17 protein-coding genes and 1 other RNA gene are annotated in these 15,065 nt (G+C 74.6%); 6 read left to right on the top strand and 12 right to left on the bottom strand.

The annotated features are described in order from the left end of the window. A partial coding sequence (gene rsfS, locus ET526_RS17075; protein WP_408869770.1) for a ribosome silencing factor occupies positions 1-495 on the top strand: 495 nt, incomplete at its 5' end. A 520-nt stretch (positions 496-1,015) separates the two neighbouring features. Here the strand turns inward: rsfS and ET526_RS17085 are convergent. Genes ET526_RS17085 through ET526_RS17110 form a run of 6 tightly spaced genes read right to left on the bottom strand, consistent with a single transcriptional unit; the run spans position 1,016 to position 8,027 of the window. Continuing rightward, on the bottom strand, positions 1,016-2,533 hold the full coding sequence (locus ET526_RS17085; RefSeq protein ID WP_408869771.1) for a Ppx/GppA phosphatase family protein: 1,518 nt from the start codon (positions 2,531-2,533) through the stop codon (positions 1,016-1,018). Between the two features lie 5 nt (positions 2,534-2,538). After that, a complete protein-coding gene (locus ET526_RS17090) occupies positions 2,539-4,737 on the bottom strand; it encodes an RNA degradosome polyphosphate kinase (RefSeq protein WP_135469285.1) in 2,199 nt (732 codons plus the stop codon). 27 nt (positions 4,738-4,764) lie between these two features. Beyond that, positions 4,765-5,502 (bottom strand): HdaA/DnaA family protein, encoded by a 738-nt coding sequence (locus ET526_RS17095; RefSeq protein ID WP_135469287.1) that lies wholly within the window; start codon positions 5,500-5,502, stop codon positions 4,765-4,767. Then, a complete protein-coding gene (locus tag ET526_RS17100; protein WP_135469354.1) occupies positions 5,499-6,686 on the bottom strand; it encodes an AI-2E family transporter in 1,188 nt (395 codons plus the stop codon). Before ET526_RS17100 ends, ET526_RS17095 begins: the two co-directional genes overlap by 4 nt. A 5-nt stretch (positions 6,687-6,691) precedes the next feature. Then, positions 6,692-7,297 (bottom strand): CDP-alcohol phosphatidyltransferase family protein, encoded by a 606-nt coding sequence (locus ET526_RS17105; protein WP_240048447.1) that lies wholly within the window; start codon positions 7,295-7,297, stop codon positions 6,692-6,694. Continuing rightward, positions 7,287-8,027, bottom strand: coding sequence for a hypothetical protein (locus ET526_RS17110; RefSeq protein ID WP_135469289.1), 741 nt, complete (start codon positions 8,025-8,027; stop codon positions 7,287-7,289). Before ET526_RS17110 ends, ET526_RS17105 begins: the two co-directional genes overlap by 11 nt. Before the next feature lie 94 nt (positions 8,028-8,121). On the opposite strand from ET526_RS17110, the gene purM reads away from it, so the two are divergent. Genes purM through ET526_RS17125 form a run of 3 tightly spaced genes read left to right on the top strand, consistent with a single transcriptional unit; the run spans position 8,122 to position 10,095 of the window. Continuing rightward, complete coding sequence (gene purM / locus ET526_RS17115) at positions 8,122-9,228, top strand: phosphoribosylformylglycinamidine cyclo-ligase (RefSeq protein WP_135469359.1); 1,107 nt, start codon at positions 8,122-8,124, stop codon at positions 9,226-9,228. After that, positions 9,225-9,911: a phosphoribosylglycinamide formyltransferase gene (gene purN, locus ET526_RS17120; RefSeq protein WP_135469291.1), complete on the top strand. Its 687-nt coding sequence runs from the start codon at positions 9,225-9,227 to the stop codon at positions 9,909-9,911. Before purM ends, purN begins: the two co-directional genes overlap by 4 nt. A gap of 25 nt (positions 9,912-9,936) precedes the next feature. Next, positions 9,937-10,095 (top strand): aa3-type cytochrome c oxidase subunit IV, encoded by a 159-nt coding sequence (locus ET526_RS17125; RefSeq protein WP_135469293.1) that lies wholly within the window; start codon positions 9,937-9,939, stop codon positions 10,093-10,095. Positions 10,096-10,145: 50 nt separating this feature from the next. Here ET526_RS17125 and ndk read toward each other — a convergent pair whose 3' ends face one another. From ndk to ET526_RS17155, 6 genes are all read right to left on the bottom strand, one after another. Beyond that, on the bottom strand, positions 10,146-10,568 hold the full coding sequence (gene ndk, locus ET526_RS17130; RefSeq protein WP_135469295.1) for a nucleoside-diphosphate kinase: 423 nt from the start codon (positions 10,566-10,568) through the stop codon (positions 10,146-10,148). 589 nt (positions 10,569-11,157) lie between these two features. Further along, positions 11,158-11,979 (bottom strand): TIGR00282 family metallophosphoesterase, encoded by an 822-nt coding sequence (locus ET526_RS17135; RefSeq protein ID WP_135469297.1) that lies wholly within the window; start codon positions 11,977-11,979, stop codon positions 11,158-11,160. A gap of 4 nt (positions 11,980-11,983) precedes the next feature. Next, the gene (locus ET526_RS17140) at positions 11,984-12,586 is read right to left on the bottom strand and encodes a 5-formyltetrahydrofolate cyclo-ligase (protein ID WP_135469299.1); all 603 of its coding nucleotides are present in this window, start codon (positions 12,584-12,586) and stop codon (positions 11,984-11,986) included. Beyond that, positions 12,573-12,727, bottom strand: a non-coding RNA gene (gene ssrS / locus ET526_RS17145) — 6S RNA. Before ssrS ends, ET526_RS17140 begins: the two co-directional genes overlap by 14 nt. A 232-nt stretch (positions 12,728-12,959) precedes the next feature. Continuing rightward, positions 12,960-13,277, bottom strand: a complete 318-nt coding sequence (locus ET526_RS17150) for a cell division protein ZapA (RefSeq protein ID WP_135469301.1) — start codon at positions 13,275-13,277, stop codon at positions 12,960-12,962. 4 nt (positions 13,278-13,281) lie between these two features. Further along, entirely contained in the window at positions 13,282-13,497 is a 216-nt protein-coding gene (locus tag ET526_RS17155; protein WP_135469303.1) for a hypothetical protein, read from the bottom strand. A 123-nt stretch (positions 13,498-13,620) separates the two neighbouring features. On the opposite strand from ET526_RS17155, the gene ET526_RS17160 reads away from it, so the two are divergent. Together ET526_RS17160 and ET526_RS17165 are read left to right on the top strand one after the other, a co-directional pair. Next, a complete protein-coding gene (locus ET526_RS17160; RefSeq protein ID WP_135469305.1) occupies positions 13,621-14,031 on the top strand; it encodes a hypothetical protein in 411 nt (136 codons plus the stop codon). Between the two features lie 67 nt (positions 14,032-14,098). Next, positions 14,099-15,022, top strand: coding sequence for a class I fructose-bisphosphate aldolase (locus ET526_RS17165; protein ID WP_135469307.1), 924 nt, complete (start codon positions 14,099-14,101; stop codon positions 15,020-15,022). Positions 15,023-15,065: the final 43 nt, after the last annotated feature.

The following is a 15,065-nucleotide window of genomic DNA, read 5'->3' on the forward strand; positions in this document are numbered from 1 at the left end:
AAGCGCGCCGGGGCCGCCGCGCCGCGCCGCGCCGCAGAGCCGACCGCCGCCCGCAAGCGGCGCCAAGTGGTGGCGGGGCCGGAAGGCGGCCCGGCACGCCCGCGCCGCGCCCGCAGCCACGCCGCGCCCGACCGGCTGGAGCAGCTCGTCGCCGTGGCGCGCACCAGCCTCGAGGACGACAAGGCCGAGGACATCGTGGTGCTGGACGTCACCGGCCGCGCCAGCTTCGCCGACCGCATGATCATCGCCACCGGCCTGGTGGAGCGGCAGATCCAGGCCATGGCGACCCATCTGGAGGAGGCGCTGGAGGAGAAGGCCGGGCTTCGGCTGCGGCGGGATGCCATCCAGGCCTCGCCCGACTGGGTGCTGATAGATGCCGGCGACCTGGTGATCCACCTGTTCCGCCCGGAGGCGCGGGCGATGTACGCGCTGGAGCGCATGTGGGGCCCGGAAAGCCCGGCCGGCGAGACGCCTCCGGTGGATGAGGGCGGCTAGAACGGATCGCGGACGGCCGGGACCGGCCGGAGCGTGACTCCGCTCCGGCACCCGTCCGCGAAGCCGGCTCGACACAGATTGGGCGCCGCGGTGTGACCCACTGAAGGAGTCGCGCCGCAGCGCGCGTCGTGAACGGCCGGGAGCGTAGGGCCGCTCCGCAAGCAAAGGCCCGAACCGTTTTCGCAAATGCGGTCGGGCGGAAGCGGCTCTGGCCGGGGCGGGGGGGCGCAGTCGGGCATCGGCGCGCACGGGGTCGCTGGGCAGGCTCGGCATGAAGCAGGCGCGGCGCCCGATGCGCGTTGGCCACCGCCTGTTGCATCGCCGCCACAGAGTCGTGCCCGGGGCACGAAATGGCGGACGGGGAGGTCGCTCCACAGCCTTACCCACAGGCCTGTCCACGTCGCTGTGGGTAACCCGGAGGTTGACAGCACCGCCGGCGGGGCACCGCGGCCGCGTTCGCCGACTCAGCCCTCTGCGGTGCGTCCGCGCGCGGAGGTGCCCCGCGATGCCGCCGGCCGTATCAGGCCAGCTCGACCACCGGCTCCAGCCCCAGCGCGGCGGCCAGGGCATCCAGACGGCGCAGCACGCTCTCCCCGGCGAAGACGCCGGTGCCCTCGGAGAGGCGCAGCGCGAGGCGCCCGCCCCGCCGCTCCAGCGCCGTCGCGGCGAGCAGCGCCGGCGTGCCGCCGCAGAGGGTGTAGGCCAGGCGGAACGCCGCCCCCAGCGCCTCCGCCCGGCGCTGCGCCGGCGCGTCGAGCAGCAGCCGCGCCGGGGCGAGCAGGGGGGAGGACGGCTCGGCCTCGTAGCGCAGCGCCGCGACCAGGGCGAGGAAGGCGCGGGCGTGATGGTCGAGCCCGACGCCGTGTTGGCGCAGGATGCGCAGGAAGGCCTGCTCGGCGCGGTATTCCGGGTGGTCGTGGCTGCCGGTGTCGGAGACCCAGCAGGCCGCCTGGCGCAGCGCGCGGTAGCCCGCATCCTCTTCGGGGAAGAGCGGATCGGTCCAGCCGAGCAGCGCCGCCGGCAGGTCCGGATCGCGGCCGAGCTGCAAAGCGAGCTCGGCAGCGGCGGCGAGCAGGGGCTCCTCGGCACGCACCGCGGGGTCGAGCAGGCGGGCATACCAGCCCTCGCGCAGCCCGTTGGCGGAGAAGACGACGCGCGCGGCGCCGGTGGCGCGCAGCAGCCGGCGCAGCACCACCGCGGCGTAGGGCAGGTCGGCCAGACGCTTCTGCGGCGCCCCCGGCATGCGCTCCAGCACCTTGCGCGAGGCGCCCATGACCACGCTGGCGAGGTCGCGCGCCTCCTCGCGCCGCAGCACGTAGTGGTGCACGATGGCGAGCGGATAGCCGGTCTGGGCGATGTGCATGCGCGCCAGCGCCCGCCAGGCGCCGCCCACCAGGTAGAGGTCGCGCCCCGCGCCCTCGGCCAGCCACCCCTGGGCCGCGAGCTCCTCGTCGGCGATGGCGCGGGCGCGCACCAAATCCTCCCCGGCACGGTCGGAAAGGCGGATGGCGCCGAGGGGCAGCGACGCCGCACGGCCCACCCTTCCCTCCTCCAGCCGCACGAGCTCGAGCGAGCCGCCGCCGAGGTCGCCGAGCACCCCATCCGCCTCCGGCACGCCGAGCAGCAGCCCGTCGGCGGAGAGGCGCGCCTCCTCCTCCCCGCTCAGGATGCGCACCGGCACGCCGGGCATGCGCGCCTCCAGCGCGGCGACGAAATCGGGGCCGTTCGCGGCATCGCGCACCGCCGCAGTGGCCAGCACCTCCAGCGGCTCGGCGCCCATGGCGCGGGCGACGGCGTGATAGCGGCCGAGCACCGTCAGCGCCGGGCCGATCGCCGCCTCGTTCAGCCGGCCCGTGGACTGCAGGCCGCGGCCGAGGCCGAGCACCGCCTTCTCGTTGAAGATCGCCTGCGGGTTCCGCCCGCGCCCCTCGAACACCACGAGACGGACAGAGTTGGAGCCGAGGTCCACCACGCCGCACCGTGGCCGGCGCGCCCCGGTCCCGCCATTCGGCGCCTTGGACCAGCAGAGATCGTCCACGCGATTCAATCCTGCAGGATGCGGTCCGGACGCGGCCGCTTCGGCGCCGCGGTCGGCGGCCGGTGCAGCGCGCTGCCCCTGCCCGAGAGCGAGGGGTTGGTCATGAAATACTCATGGGCCGAGACCGGGTTCCCGTCCGGCTTCAGCCGCCGCCAGCACCCGTCCGGCCCGAGTTCCCAGCTCTGCATGTTGTCCTTCAGGTTCACCACCATGATCTGGTCGAGGATCTGGGCGTGGACGGTGGGGTTGTGCACCGGCACCAGGGTTTCCACCCGCCAGTCCATGTTGCGCGCCATCCAGTCGGCGGAGGAGATGTAGACCCGCGCGCGGCGCGAGGGCAGGCGGTGGCCGTTGCCGAAGACGCAGATGCGCGAGTGCTCGAGGAACCTTCCGACGATGGACTTGATGCGGATGTTGTCGGAAAGGCCCGGCACGCCCGGGCGCAGGCAGCAGATGCCCCGCACCACCCCCTCCACCCGCACCCCGGCCTGGGAGGCGCGGTAGAGCGCGTCGATCAGCGCCTCGTCCACGAGCGAGTTCATCTTGATCCAGATGCCAGCGGGCTTGCCCTCCCGCGCGAAGCGGATCTCCTGCTCGATCAGCCCGAGCAGGGTGGGGCGGATGGTGAGCGGGCTGAAGGCCAGGCACTCCATCCGCTCCGGCCGCGCGTAGCCGGTGAGGTAGTTGAACAGCCGCGCCGCGTCCCGCGTCAGCGCCGGGTCGGCGGTGAAGAAGGAGAGGTCGGTATAGATGCGCGCGGTGACCGGGTGGTAGTTGCCGGTGCCGAAATGCGCGTAGGAGCGCAGGCCGCTGCCCTCCCGCCGCACCACCAGCGACACCTTGGCATGGGTCTTCAGGTCCACGAAGCCGAACACCACCTGCACGCCGGCCGCCTCCAGCTCGCGGGCGAGGGCGATGTTGCGCTCCTCGTCGAAGCGGGCCTTGATCTCGATGATGCCGGTGACGCTCTTGCCCTGCTCGGCGGCCTCGATCAGCGCGCGCGCGATCGGGCTGTCGCGGCTGGTGCGGTAGAGGGTCTGCTTGATGGCGACCACGTTCGGGTCGCGCGCCGCCTGGCGCAGGAACTGCACCACCACGTCGAAGCTCTCGTAGGGGTGGTGGACGACGATGTCCTTGGCGCGGATGGCGGCGAAGCAGTCGCCGCCGAAATCCAGGATGCGCTCCGGGAAGCGCGGCGTGTAGGGGGTGAACAGCAGGTCCGGCCGGTCGTCCACGATGAGCTGCTTGAGGTCGGAGAGGCCGAGCAGCCCCTCCACCACGAAGACCGAGCCGCGCTCGGCGTCCAGCTCCTCGGCCACGAAGTCCACCATGTCCGAGGGCGTGTCGACGGTGACGGAGAGGCGGATGGCGCGGCCGCGGCGGCGGCGCTTCAGCGCCGTCTCGTAGCTGCGCACCAGGTCCTCCGCCTCCTCCTCGAACTCCACGTCGGTGTCGCGGATCAGGCGGAACAGGCCGCGCTCGGCCAGGATGAAGCCGGGGAAGAGGCGGCCGAGGAACAGGCCGATCAGGTCCTCGAGCAGCACGAAGCGGATGGTGCGGTCGGCGGCGTCGAGGGCGGGAAGGCGGATGAAGCGCTCCACCTGCGGCGGCAGCGGCAGCATCGCCCGCATGGTGCCGCCATCCTCCTCCCGCACCAGCTTCAGCGCCATGCAGAGCGCCAGGTTCTGGATGAAGGGGAAGGGATGCGCCGGGTCCACGGCGAGCGGCGTCAGCACCGGAAAGACCCGGTCCATGAACCACTCGCCGAGCCAAGCGCGGTCGGGCTCGGTCAGCTCCTCCGGGTCGCAGACGGTGATCCCCGCCTGCCGCAGCAGGCCGCGCAGCGCCTGCCACTCCGCCTGCTGCGCCGCGATCAGCACCTGGGTGCGGGCATGGATCTCGGCGAGCTGCTGCGCCGGGGTGCGGCCGTCGGGCGAGAGGGCGGGCAGCCCCGCCCGCTCCTGTCCGACCAGCCCGGCCACGCGCACGGAATAGAACTCGTCGAGGTTGGAGGCGGAGATGGCGACGAAGCGCAGCCGCTCCAGCAGCGGGTGCTTGGGGTTCGCCGCCTCCTCCAGCACCCGGGTGTTGAAGTCGAGCCAGGAGAGTTCGCGGTTGATGAAGCGCGCGGGACTGTCCGGCGCGATGGCGGGCCGGGTCTCCGCGGGCGCTGCCGGCGGGGCCGGCGTCTCGGCAAGCGACATGGGGCGGCGTATCTCCTCGGCGCGAGCCTACAGCAGCCGCGGCCCGGGCGGCGAGGCGCCCTCGTCCCCGGTCAGCGAAGCGTCATCCTCCGCCTCGCCGAAGCCGGGCAGGCCGGCGAGGGCGGCGCGGGCAAGGGGGCGGGTCACCTTCCCTCCCGTGGCCAGCGACGCCCGGTCGAGCCGCGCCGCCGCCTCGGCCACCGCCCCCGCCTCGCGCGGCAGGCGGGCGAGCAGCCAGGCCTGCACGCCCGGATCCACGCGGAGCTGGCGGTCGGCGAAATGCTTGGAGAGCAGCGCGCCGAGCAGCGGATCGCCCGGCGGCTGCACCGCCACCGCGGCCATGCCGCGCAGCCGGCTGGCGAGGTCGGGCAGCGCCACCGGCCAGCGCGAAGGCGGCTCCCGCCCGGCCAGCAGCACCTTCTGGCCGCGCTCGGCGGAGAGGTTGAGCAGATGCAGCAGCGCCCGCTCCTCCGCCGCGATGTCGGCGTCGTCCACCGCGAGCCCGGTGCCGGGCGGCACCTCGGGCAGGCCGGAGAGGGCGGGGCCGGACAGCACCGGCCAGCCGCGCCCCGCCGCCAGCCAGCGCAGCATGTGGGTCTTGCCGGTGGCCGGCGGCCCCCACAGCGCCAACCGCCCGCCGGGCCATTCCCCGGGGCGGCGCAGCCAGGCCAGCGCCTCGGCGTTGGAGGGGTCCTCCAGCAGGTCCGCCGGCTCGTAGGAAGGGTCGAGCGGCAGCGGCAGCGGCAATTGCCGCGGCGCCCTCATGTGCCGGTGCGCGGCGGGTCGAGGTAGAGCGGGCTTTCCAGGTAGCGCCGCAGCCAGTAGCGGGCGACGACGCCGATCGCCGCCGCCATCGGCACCGCCAGCAGCACGCCGAGGAAGCCGAAGGCGACGCCGCCGGCGAACAGCGCGAAGATCACCCACACCGCGTGCAGCTCCACCCGGTTGCCGAGCAGGCGCGGATAGATGATGTAGCCCTCCACGAGCTGGCCGAAGACGAAGACGGCGAACACCGTCAGCACGCCGTCCCAGGTGCCGAACTGGGCGAGCGCCAGCAGCAGCGCGGTGATCAGCCCGGTGATCGAGCCGACATAGGGGATGAAGGAGAGGATGCCGGCCATCAGCCCGACCGTCAGGCCGAGCTCCAGCCCCACCGCGGAGAGCGCCGTGGCGTAGTAGACGGCGAGGATGCCGCAGCAGATGAGCTGGCCGCGCAGCCAGGCCGAGAGCACCCGGTCCATGTCGCGCGCGAGCTGGCGCAGCGTCGCCGCCGAGCGGCGCGGCAGCCAGGCGTCGATGCGCAGCAGCATGCGCGGCCAGTCGCGCAGCAGGTAGAAGGCCACCACGGGGGTGACGGCGACGAGGAGGAACACGTTGAACAGGGCGATGCCGCTGCCGATCAGCCGCGCCAGCGCGGTGCCGAGGAAGGAGACGATCGCCCCCGCCTGCCCCACCGCCAGCTCCTGCAGCCGCGTGTCCATGAACTCGGGCCCGAAGCGGTCGGACAGCGCGTCCAGCGCCTCGCGCATCGCCGCGCCGATGCCGATCACGTAGCCGGGCAGGCGCTGCAGCAGCGTCGTCACCTGCGCCAGCAGCAGCGGGTAGAGCAGCAGCACGCAGAGCAGCGCCGCCATGGTCAGCGCCAGCACCAGCAGCAGCGAGGCGAGGGAGCGCGGCAGGCCGAGCCGCTCCAGCCGCGTCGCCAGCGGGTGCAGGAAATAGGCGATCGAGGCGGCCAGCACGAAGGGCGTCAGGATCGGCGAGAACAGCCAGAGGCCGAACAGCAGCACCAGCAGCACGCCGAGCGCGAGGCCGAGCCGCTGCGCCCGCGTGGCGACCCGAGGCGCGGCGGGATAGGGGCGGCCGCGGCCCGGCGGCGGCGGATGCGGCGCCGCCTCGGCGCGCGGGCGCGGCGCCGGCACCGGCTCCGGGCGGCGCTCGGGCGGCATCACGTTCACGGCACCCCTCCGGCGCGCGGCGCGCGCAGCGCCGCCCACACATAGGCCACGCCCGAGGCCAGAGTGGTCGCCGCCACCGCCCAGATCGCGGCCTGCAGCAGCCAGCCGGCGTCGAGGCCGAAGCCGGCCAGGAACAGCGCCAGCGCGGCGAGGGCGATCTGCAGCGCGGTGTTGAGCTTGGAGACGAAGATCGGCCTGATCGCCGGCGTCTGGCCGAGCAGCCACAGCACCAGCACCCCGCCGACGATGATGAGGTCGCGGAACACCACCAGGATCGCCAGCCAGTCCGGCAGCACGCCGACCACGGCGAGGGTGACGTAGACCGAGACCAGGAGCGCCTTGTCCGCCACCGGGTCGAGCAGCGCGCCGAGGGCGCTGCGCGCGTTGCGCACCCGCGCCAGCCAGCCGTCGATCGCGTCCGAGACGCCGGCGGCGACGAAGAGCGCGAAGGCGATGTCCAGCCGGTGCTGCAGGATGGTCCAGATGGTGGCCGGCACGGCGCAGAGCCTGGCCAGGGTGATGAGGTTCGGGAGGGTCAGCAGGAGGTTGCGCGCCTCCTCCGCCTCCGGCGCGCCCCCGGCCCGCGGGCGGTCAGCGGGCAAGGCCCAGGAGCCAGGTCTCGCCCGGCCCCATCCCCGCGGCCGGCGCCAGCGCCAGGCCGAGCGCCGCGAGCTCCTCCGCCGCGACCGGCGGCGGCGCCCGCAGGCCGAGGCGCAGCCGCGCCTGGTCGGTGGCGATGCCCTGGATCGTCACCGAGGCCACCGGGGGGGCCGCGCCCAGGCGGCGCCGCAGCTCCAGCCACTCTCCCATGGAGCGGTAGGTGGCGACGGCGTCGAGCCATGTCGAGGCCGGGCCGGTCGGCCGCGCCACCGGCTCGGGGGACGGCGCGGGCATCCCTGGCACCCTGCCGGCGAGGGCCGCGCGCACCCGCGACGGGTCGAAATTCACCGTGATGCGGCCGCTGTAGCGGGTGGGGGCGATGCGCTCCTGCTCGATGATGATGGAACTGACCAGCTCCTCGATCTGCGCATCCCCGAGCGGCACCGCGGGCAGCCCCGCCTCCTCAATCAAGCGCTGCCAGGCGATGCGCCGGCCCGAGGCGAGGGCGCGCGTGCGCGCCTGCACCCCGTCGGGCGCGGTGGCCTCGGCCGGCACGCCGCTCTGGGTGAAGTTCAGCTCCGGCAGCGGCGCGGCCATGGGCGCCATGGGCGGCGGCAGGACCTGGGCGGCCGCCGGCCCCGCCGCCAGCGCCAGCGCGAGCAGCGCGGTTGCGGACAGGATGCGCGCATGGTGTGTTGCCGCCCGTCCGGAAGCCGTCCTGCTGCCCGGCATCGCCGTCCTCCTCGCCATGGCCGGCCGGTGCGGCGCCGCGGCGGCGGCCGGCGCAACGCCCGCCGCGGCCGGCGCGCGGTCGCCGGACGACATGATGCATGCCCTTAGCCGATCGGAGGCCGACCTGACCAGTTCCCCGCCCACCCGCCTGACCTATCGCGATGCCGGCGTGGACATCGAGGCCGGCGACGCGCTGGTCGAGGCGATCAAGCCGCTCGCCCGCGCCACCGACCGCCCCGGCACCATGGGCGGCCTCGGCGGATTCGGCGCGCTGTTCGACCTGAGGGCGGCCGGGTTCCGCGACCCCGTCCTCGTCTCCTCCACAGACGGCGTCGGCACCAAGCTGCGCGTGGCGATCGAGGCCGGCAGCCACGGCACGGTCGGCCAGGACCTGGTCGCCATGTGCGTCAACGACCTCGTCGTGCAGGGCGCCGAGCCGCTGTTCTTCCTCGACTACTTCGCCACCGGCCGGCTGCGGGTGGAGCAGGCGCGCAGCGTCATCGCCGGCATCGCCGAGGGCTGCCGCCTCGCCGGTTGCGCCCTGGTCGGCGGCGAGACCGCCGAGATGCCGGGCATGTACGGCGAGGGCGACTACGACCTCGCCGGCTTCGCGGTGGGCGCGGCGGAGCGCGGCGCGCTGCTGCCGCGCGGCGACATCGCGCCCGGCGACGCGCTGCTCGGCCTCGCCAGCACGGGCGTGCACTCCAACGGCTTCTCCCTGGTGCGGCGGGTGGCGCGGGCGGCCGGCCTCGCCTGGACCGACCCGGCGCCCTTCGACCCCGCCCGCCCGCTCGGCGAGGCGCTGCTGGCGCCGACGCGGATCTACGTGCGCGCGCTGCTCGCCCTGCACCGCGCGGGGCTGCTGAAGGCAGCGGCGCACATCACCGGCGGCGGCCTGCCCGGCAACCTGCCGCGGGTGCTGCCGGCCGGGGTGGAGGCGGTGCTCGACGCCGCCGCCTGGACGGTGCCGCCGGTCTTCGCCTGGCTCGCGGCGGCGGGGGATGTCGCGGCGGAGGAGATGCTGCGCGTGTTCAACTGCGGCATCGGCATGGTCTGCGTGGTGCCGGCGGCGGAGGCCGAGGCGGCGGCGGCGCTGCTCGCCGCGGAGGGCGAGGTGGTGTTCCGCATCGGCGCCCTCGAGGCGGCGCCCGGCCCGGCCGCGCTGCGCGTCGAGAACCTGCGCGCGGGCTGGCCGCGATGAGCGGGCGGCGGCGCGTCGCCATCCTGATCTCCGGCCGCGGGAGCAACATGGCGGCGCTGATCGCCGCCGCCGCCGATCCCGCCTGGCCGGCGGAGATCGCGCTCGTGCTGTCGAACCGCGCCGACGCCCCGGGCCTCGCCCGCGCCGCCGCCGCCGGGGTGCCGACCGAGGTGGTGGAGAGCCGCCGCTTCCGCGGCGACCGCGAGGGCTTCGAGCGGGCGATGGAGGAGGCGCTGCTGCGCCACGGGGCGGAGCTGGTCGCGCTCGCCGGCTTCATGCGCGTGCTGAGCCCGGGCTTCGTGCGGCGCTGGGAGGGGCGGCTGGTCAACATCCACCCCTCGCTGCTGCCGGCCTTCCCCGGCCTCGACACCCACGCCCGCGCGCTGGCCGCCGGGGTGCGGCTGCACGGCTGCACCGTGCACCTGGTGAGCGAGGGCGTGGACGAGGGGCCGATCCTGGCGCAGGCGGCGGTGCCGGTGCTGCCCGGGGACACGCCGGAGACGCTGGCGGCGCGCGTGCTGGAGCAGGAGCACCTCCTCTACCCCGCGGCGCTGGGCTGGCTGGCGGCGGGGCGGGTGCGGATCGAGGCGGGGCGCGCCGCGATCGTCGGGGCGGAAGCGCCGCGAGGCGCGCTGCGCAACCCCTTGCCGGGGCCGCCCGCGCTTCCTACACCGGCCGCGTGAGTGCGCGAGGATGAGAGGGCAGGCCGTGGCGGACGAGCAGACCACCTACGAGTATGGCGCCGTGGATCATCGGGAGATCCTGGAGGAGCGGCAGCGCGCCTGGAACCGGTTCGTCCAGTTCCTCACCTGGTCGGTCGCCGGCATCGCGCTGACGCTGATCCTGCTGGCGATCTTCCTCGTCTGAATGCCACGCCGCGCCCGGCCGGCCCGGGCGCGGCGCCGCCTGGCGCGGGCTCAGCCGGTGATCTCGATTCCGGCGAAGAAGAAGGCGATCTCCTGGGCAGCAGTCTCGGGGCTGTCGCTGCCATGCACGCTGTTGGCCTCGATGCTCTCGGCGAACTCCTTGCGGATAGTGCCGGGCGCGGCGTTGGCCGGGTTGGTGGCGCCCATGATCTCGCGGTTCCTGGCCACCGCGTTCTCGCCCTCCAGCACCTGCACCACCACCGGGCCGCTGGACATGAAGGCGACGAGGTCGTTGTAGAAGGGACGCTCGCGGTGCACGGCGTAGAACTCCCCGGCCTGCTCGGGGGAGAGCTTCAGCCGCTTCTGCGCGACGATGCGCAGTCCCGCCTCCTCGAATTTGGCGTTGATCTTCCCGGTCAGGTTCCGCCGGGTCGCATCCGGCTTGATGATCGAGAGGGTGCGCTCGACGGCCATGGGAGCGGTCCTTGTGCAGTGCGAAGGGTGGCGCCCGATAGGCGGGGATCGGCCGGCAGGCAAGCCCCGCCGAATCCGCCCGGAAGGCCGCGCGCGCCGCTGCCCGGTGCCGGAGCATGTTCCGTTCGCCCGGCTCGCAGCCAGCGCGCCGGCGCGTTGATCGTGCCGGCACCTTCACCCGTTCAGGCGAGGCCACCCGAACGGGATCCGCTCCAGGCCGCGCTCAGACCGGCTGCGGTTCGTCGAGCCGGGCGGTTTCCGCCGCCCGGCGCGGCGGGCGGGAGGGGTGGGGCGCGGCGCGGCTGTGGCCGGCCTCGCGGCGGCGTTGCCGCTCCTCGCGCGCCATCGCATCGTGGAGACAGCCTTCATAGGTCAGGCCGGCGGCGGCACCGCCGAGAACCGAGGCGCCAGGCACGAACCGGCGGGGGTCCCGGACGGCCATTGCGATCTCCCACGATCCGACTACCGGGGATTGTGCATGACCCGGCCGCCACATTGCCAAGGAAAGGCGCATGACACACGCGTTCGCGATGCGCCCGGCCGGTGCCTTCCGGGAACCATTCGCCAGGGCAACGCGCGGCAGGGACCTTCAGGGCTCCGGCATCGCCTGGGAGAGCCGCCCGCCCTGGCGAAGCGGCGCGACCCGCAGGGCAAGGCCGGTGCGGTCGTCGGTCTCGACGAAGAGGCCGCAGAGCGTCGCCTCCCCTTCCGCCGGCGCCAGCCGCTCCCCCGGCATCTTGCGCCAGAAGCGCAGCGAGGCCGCGCCCTTCTGCATGCCGATGACGCTGTCGTAGTCGCCGCACATGCCGGCATCGGTCATGTAGGCGGTGCCGCCCGGCAGGATCTGGTGGTCGGCCGAGGGGACATGGGTATGGGTGCCGACCACCAGGCTCACCATGCCGTCGAAGCTGTGGCCGAAGGCGGCCTTCTCGCTCGACGCCTCGGCATGCACGTCGATCACCGCGGCCTGGATGGTGCCGCCCTCCCCCATGCGGTGCTTCTGCAGCTCCGCCTGCACGGCGCGGAAGGGATCGTCGAGCGGGTCCATGAACAGCCGCCCCATCACGTTCACCACCAGGGCGCGGCGCCCGCCCGGCACCTCCGCCACATGGGCGCCGCGGCCGGGCGTGCCGGGGGGGAAGTTGATCGGGCGGATCACCCGCGGCTCGGCTTCGAGGAAGGGAATGATCTCCCTGCGGTCCCAGGCGTGGTTGCCGAGGGTGACCACATCGGCCCCGGCGGCGAGGAAGGCGCGCGCCATCTCCGGCGCCAGGCCGAAGCCGTGCGAGGCGTTCTCCCCGTTCACCACCACGAGGTCGAGGGCGAGGCGCGCGCGCAGCCCGGGCAGGGCGGCGGTCAGCGCCTCCCGCCCGCTGCGGCCGACCACGTCGCCGAGGAACAGGATCCTCACCGGCTCAGGCCCCGCACCGGATGATCCCGGCCTCGGTGGCGATGCGGGGCAGCACCGCATCCTCCGGCCCGGCCGGCACCTCCGGCACCTCCTGCGCCGCATAGGCGCAGCCGAGCGCGGTGGCGCCGGGCAGCGCGGCCAGGGTGCGGTCGTAATAGCCCCCGCCATAGCCGAGGCGGCGCCCGGCGCGATCGAAGGCAAGCAGCGGCACCAGCAGCCAGTCCGGCCGCACCGCCTGGCCCGCGGCCGGCTGGCGGGTGCCGAGCGGGCCGGGGGCGAGCGCCTCGCCGAAGCGCCAGCGGCGGAAGGCGAGCGGCTGGCCGCGCCGCGGCGTCACCGGCAGGGCGAGGGGGTGGCCCCGCGCCTCCAGCGCCCGCAGCAGCGGGCGGATGTCGATCTCGCTGCCCATGGGCCAGAAACCGGCGACCACCGCCCCCGGCGGGGGCGGGCACTCGGCCAGCACATGCGCGGCGAGACGCTCGCCAAGGCGGGGATCGCAGCCGGCGCGGCGGGCATGGGCGGCGGCGCGCGCCGCCGCCTTGCGCTCGGCGAGCAGCACCGGGCACCAGTCGGTCACATGGGTCATGGGGATGTGCGGAGCCGCCATGGCCGTTGGCGTCTCATCCTCCCAAGGCCTGCCGTAGCAGGTGGGCGCCAGGTGCCCGGACCACGATCCGGGCAGAGCCAGCTCCCGGAGGATGCTTGTTGGCCCCGGGGATGAATTGCCTGACGCACCGGGCAGCCCCGCCCGCCGCATATAGGGCTCCGCCCGCGCCGCCGCCAGAGCCGCCGCCCGCCGCCCGGCCCCGCCCCCTCGTCCCGCCGCCCGGAGTCACGCTCCCCGCCGTCCGCGATCCGCATCCTCCATTCCGTAGAGCGGATTCACGCTCCCGGCCGGCCCTGGCCGTCCGCGATCCGCATCCTCCATTCCGTAGAGCGGATTCACGCTCCCGGCCGGCCCTGGCCGTCCGCGATCCGCTCTAGGCACGGTGCACGGCCTGGGCCAGCCCCTCGATCCGCTCGGCGATCCGGTTCAGGCGGTCCGCCAGCTCCGGGTCGGCGGCCGCGCCGCCCGCGCGCAGCCGCGCCAGCTCCGCCCGGAGGTCGGCGGCCTCGTCGGCCAGCAGCAGCGCCACGTGCAGCAGCATCCGCGCCTCGGAGAACTGCCCGCCCATGGCGCGGATCACCCGCACCTTCTCCTCGATCTGCGCCACCAGGTCGAGGACGTGCTGCTCCTCCCCGTCCTTGCAGCCGATGGTATGGCTGTAGCCGTTGACCCGGACCGTGACCTGCCCCACGCCCTCACTCCTCCTCCGGACGCCGCAGCTCCTCGGCGATCGCGCCGCGCAGCCGGGCGATGGTGGCGTCCAGCCGCTCGGCGAGGGCGGCGACCTCGGCGCGCGGCACCATGTCCTCCGCATCGGGGCGCGGGCGGGCCAGCGCCTCGGCGAGCCGTTCCACCGCCGCCTCCAGCCGCGCCGCCGCCTGCGCCACGGGGTCCCTCGCGCTGTCGCTCATGCCGCTCCCGATGATGCTGCCGGGCGCCGCCCGGCCCCGCGGGCGCTGGACGCGCCCGGCGCGGTGTGCTCGAAGCCTTGGCATGGGCATGGAGGCGGGTCAACGGTGAGCGGCGGGCGCCGCATGCCCGCGGTGGTCGTGCACGACGCGGCGCAGGCCGCGGCGGCGCTGGCGCTGGCCGGCCCGGGCGGGGTGCTGCTGCTCTCCGCCCCCGGCGCCGCCGGCAGCCTCGGCGCCGCCTGGTTCCTGGCGCTGGTCCGCCGGGCGGCGGAGGGCGCGCCCGGCGTGCCGCACGCCGCCGCGCTCGACTGCGCCGAGGCGCCGGGGCACGCGCTGGCGGCGCTGCGGGAGGGGGCGCGGCTCGTGGTGCTCGACCCCGCCTGCCCGGCCTTCCCCGCCGTCGCCGCCGCGGCGGCGGAGATCGGCGCCGCGGTGCTGCCCGCCCGCCCGCCGGCGCTCGACCTGCGCGATCTTGATCTGCGCCGGCCCGGCGGACGCGCGAAGCTCGCGCGGTGGTTGTCGCACGCCGGATGACACCGGCCGGACCCTCGGCTACACCGCGGATCATCCGGGGCAGTGGACGCCCGAGAAGGAGACGCCGATGCAGCTCACGCCGAAGGTGAAGGAGATCCTCTCCTGGTACGAGAGCGACAATCCCGGCACGAAGGCCAACCTCACCCGCATCCTGATGCAGGGCAAGCTCGGCGGCACCGGCCGCATGGTGATCCTGCCGGTGGACCAGGGCTTCGAGCACGGCCCGGCGCGCAGCTTCGCGCCCAACCCGGCGGCCTATGACCCGCGCTACCATTTCGAGCTGGCGATCGAGGCCGGGCTGAACGCCTATGCCGCCCCGCTCGGCATGATCGAGGCGGGAGCGGCGAGCTTCGCCGGCCAGATCCCGACCATCCTGAAGGTCAACTCCTCCAACTCGCTCTCCACCACCAAGGACCAGGCGGTGACGGCCTCGGTCGGCGACGCGCTGCGCCTCGGCTGCTCGGCGATCGGCTTCACCATCTACCCGGCCTCCGAATACCAGTTCGAGATGATGGAGGAGCTGCGCGAGCTGGCGGAGGAGGCGAAGTCCGTCGGCCTCGCCGTGGTGGTGTGGAGCTACCCGCGCGGCCCGATGCTGGACAAGACCGGCGAGACCGCGCTCGACATCTGCGCCTACGCCGCGCACATGGCGGCGCTGATCGGCGCGCACATCATCAAGGTGAAGCCGCCGACCGCCGCCATCTCGCTCGACGCCGCCAAGAAGACCTACGAGAAGCACCCGGTGGAGGTGAACGATCCGGTGGCGCGCATCCGCCACGTGGTGCAGGCCGCGTTCAACGGCCGCCGCCTGGTGGTGTTCTCTGGCGGCGAGGCGAGGGAATCGACGGGCGGCATCATCGAGGAGGTGAAGGCGATCCATGCCGGCGGCGGCAACGGCTCGATCATCGGCCGCAACACCTTCCAGCGCCCGAAGGCGGAGGCGCTGAAGCTGCTCTCCGACATCATCGAGATCTACAGGTCGCCGGCCTGATTCCCGGCCGGCGGGGGGGGTGCTCCGTTGCGCCCTCCCCGCT

The sequence above is a fragment of the Crenalkalicoccus roseus genome (assembly GCF_004761865.1).
Lineage (GTDB): Bacteria > Pseudomonadota > Alphaproteobacteria > Acetobacterales > Acetobacteraceae > Crenalkalicoccus > Crenalkalicoccus roseus.

Bases quoted from the DNA above. Each gene is read 5' to 3' on its own strand.
- ET526_RS17090 (WP_135469285.1), bottom strand. From the start codon at position 4,737: ATGTCGCTTGCCGAGACGCCGGCCCCGCCGGCAGCGCCCGCGGAGACC.
- ET526_RS17095 (WP_135469287.1), bottom strand. From the start codon at position 5,502: ATGAGGGCGCCGCGGCAATTGCCGCTGCCGCTGCCGCTCGACCCTTCC.
- ET526_RS17100 (WP_135469354.1), bottom strand. From the start codon at position 6,686: ATGCCGCCCGAGCGCCGCCCGGAGCCGGTGCCGGCGCCGCGCCCGCGC.
- ET526_RS17110 (WP_135469289.1), bottom strand. From the start codon at position 8,027: ATGCCGGGCAGCAGGACGGCTTCCGGACGGGCGGCAACACACCATGCG.
- purM (WP_135469359.1), top strand. From the start codon at position 8,122: ATGCATGCCCTTAGCCGATCGGAGGCCGACCTGACCAGTTCCCCGCCC.
- purN (WP_135469291.1), top strand. From the start codon at position 9,225: ATGAGCGGGCGGCGGCGCGTCGCCATCCTGATCTCCGGCCGCGGGAGC.
- ndk (WP_135469295.1), bottom strand. From the start codon at position 10,568: ATGGCCGTCGAGCGCACCCTCTCGATCATCAAGCCGGATGCGACCCGG.
- ET526_RS17140 (WP_135469299.1), bottom strand. From the start codon at position 12,586: ATGGCGGCTCCGCACATCCCCATGACCCATGTGACCGACTGGTGCCCG.
- ET526_RS17155 (WP_135469303.1), bottom strand. From the start codon at position 13,497: ATGAGCGACAGCGCGAGGGACCCCGTGGCGCAGGCGGCGGCGCGGCTG.
- ET526_RS17160 (WP_135469305.1), top strand. From the start codon at position 13,621: ATGCCCGCGGTGGTCGTGCACGACGCGGCGCAGGCCGCGGCGGCGCTG.
- ET526_RS17165 (WP_135469307.1), top strand. From the start codon at position 14,099: ATGCAGCTCACGCCGAAGGTGAAGGAGATCCTCTCCTGGTACGAGAGC.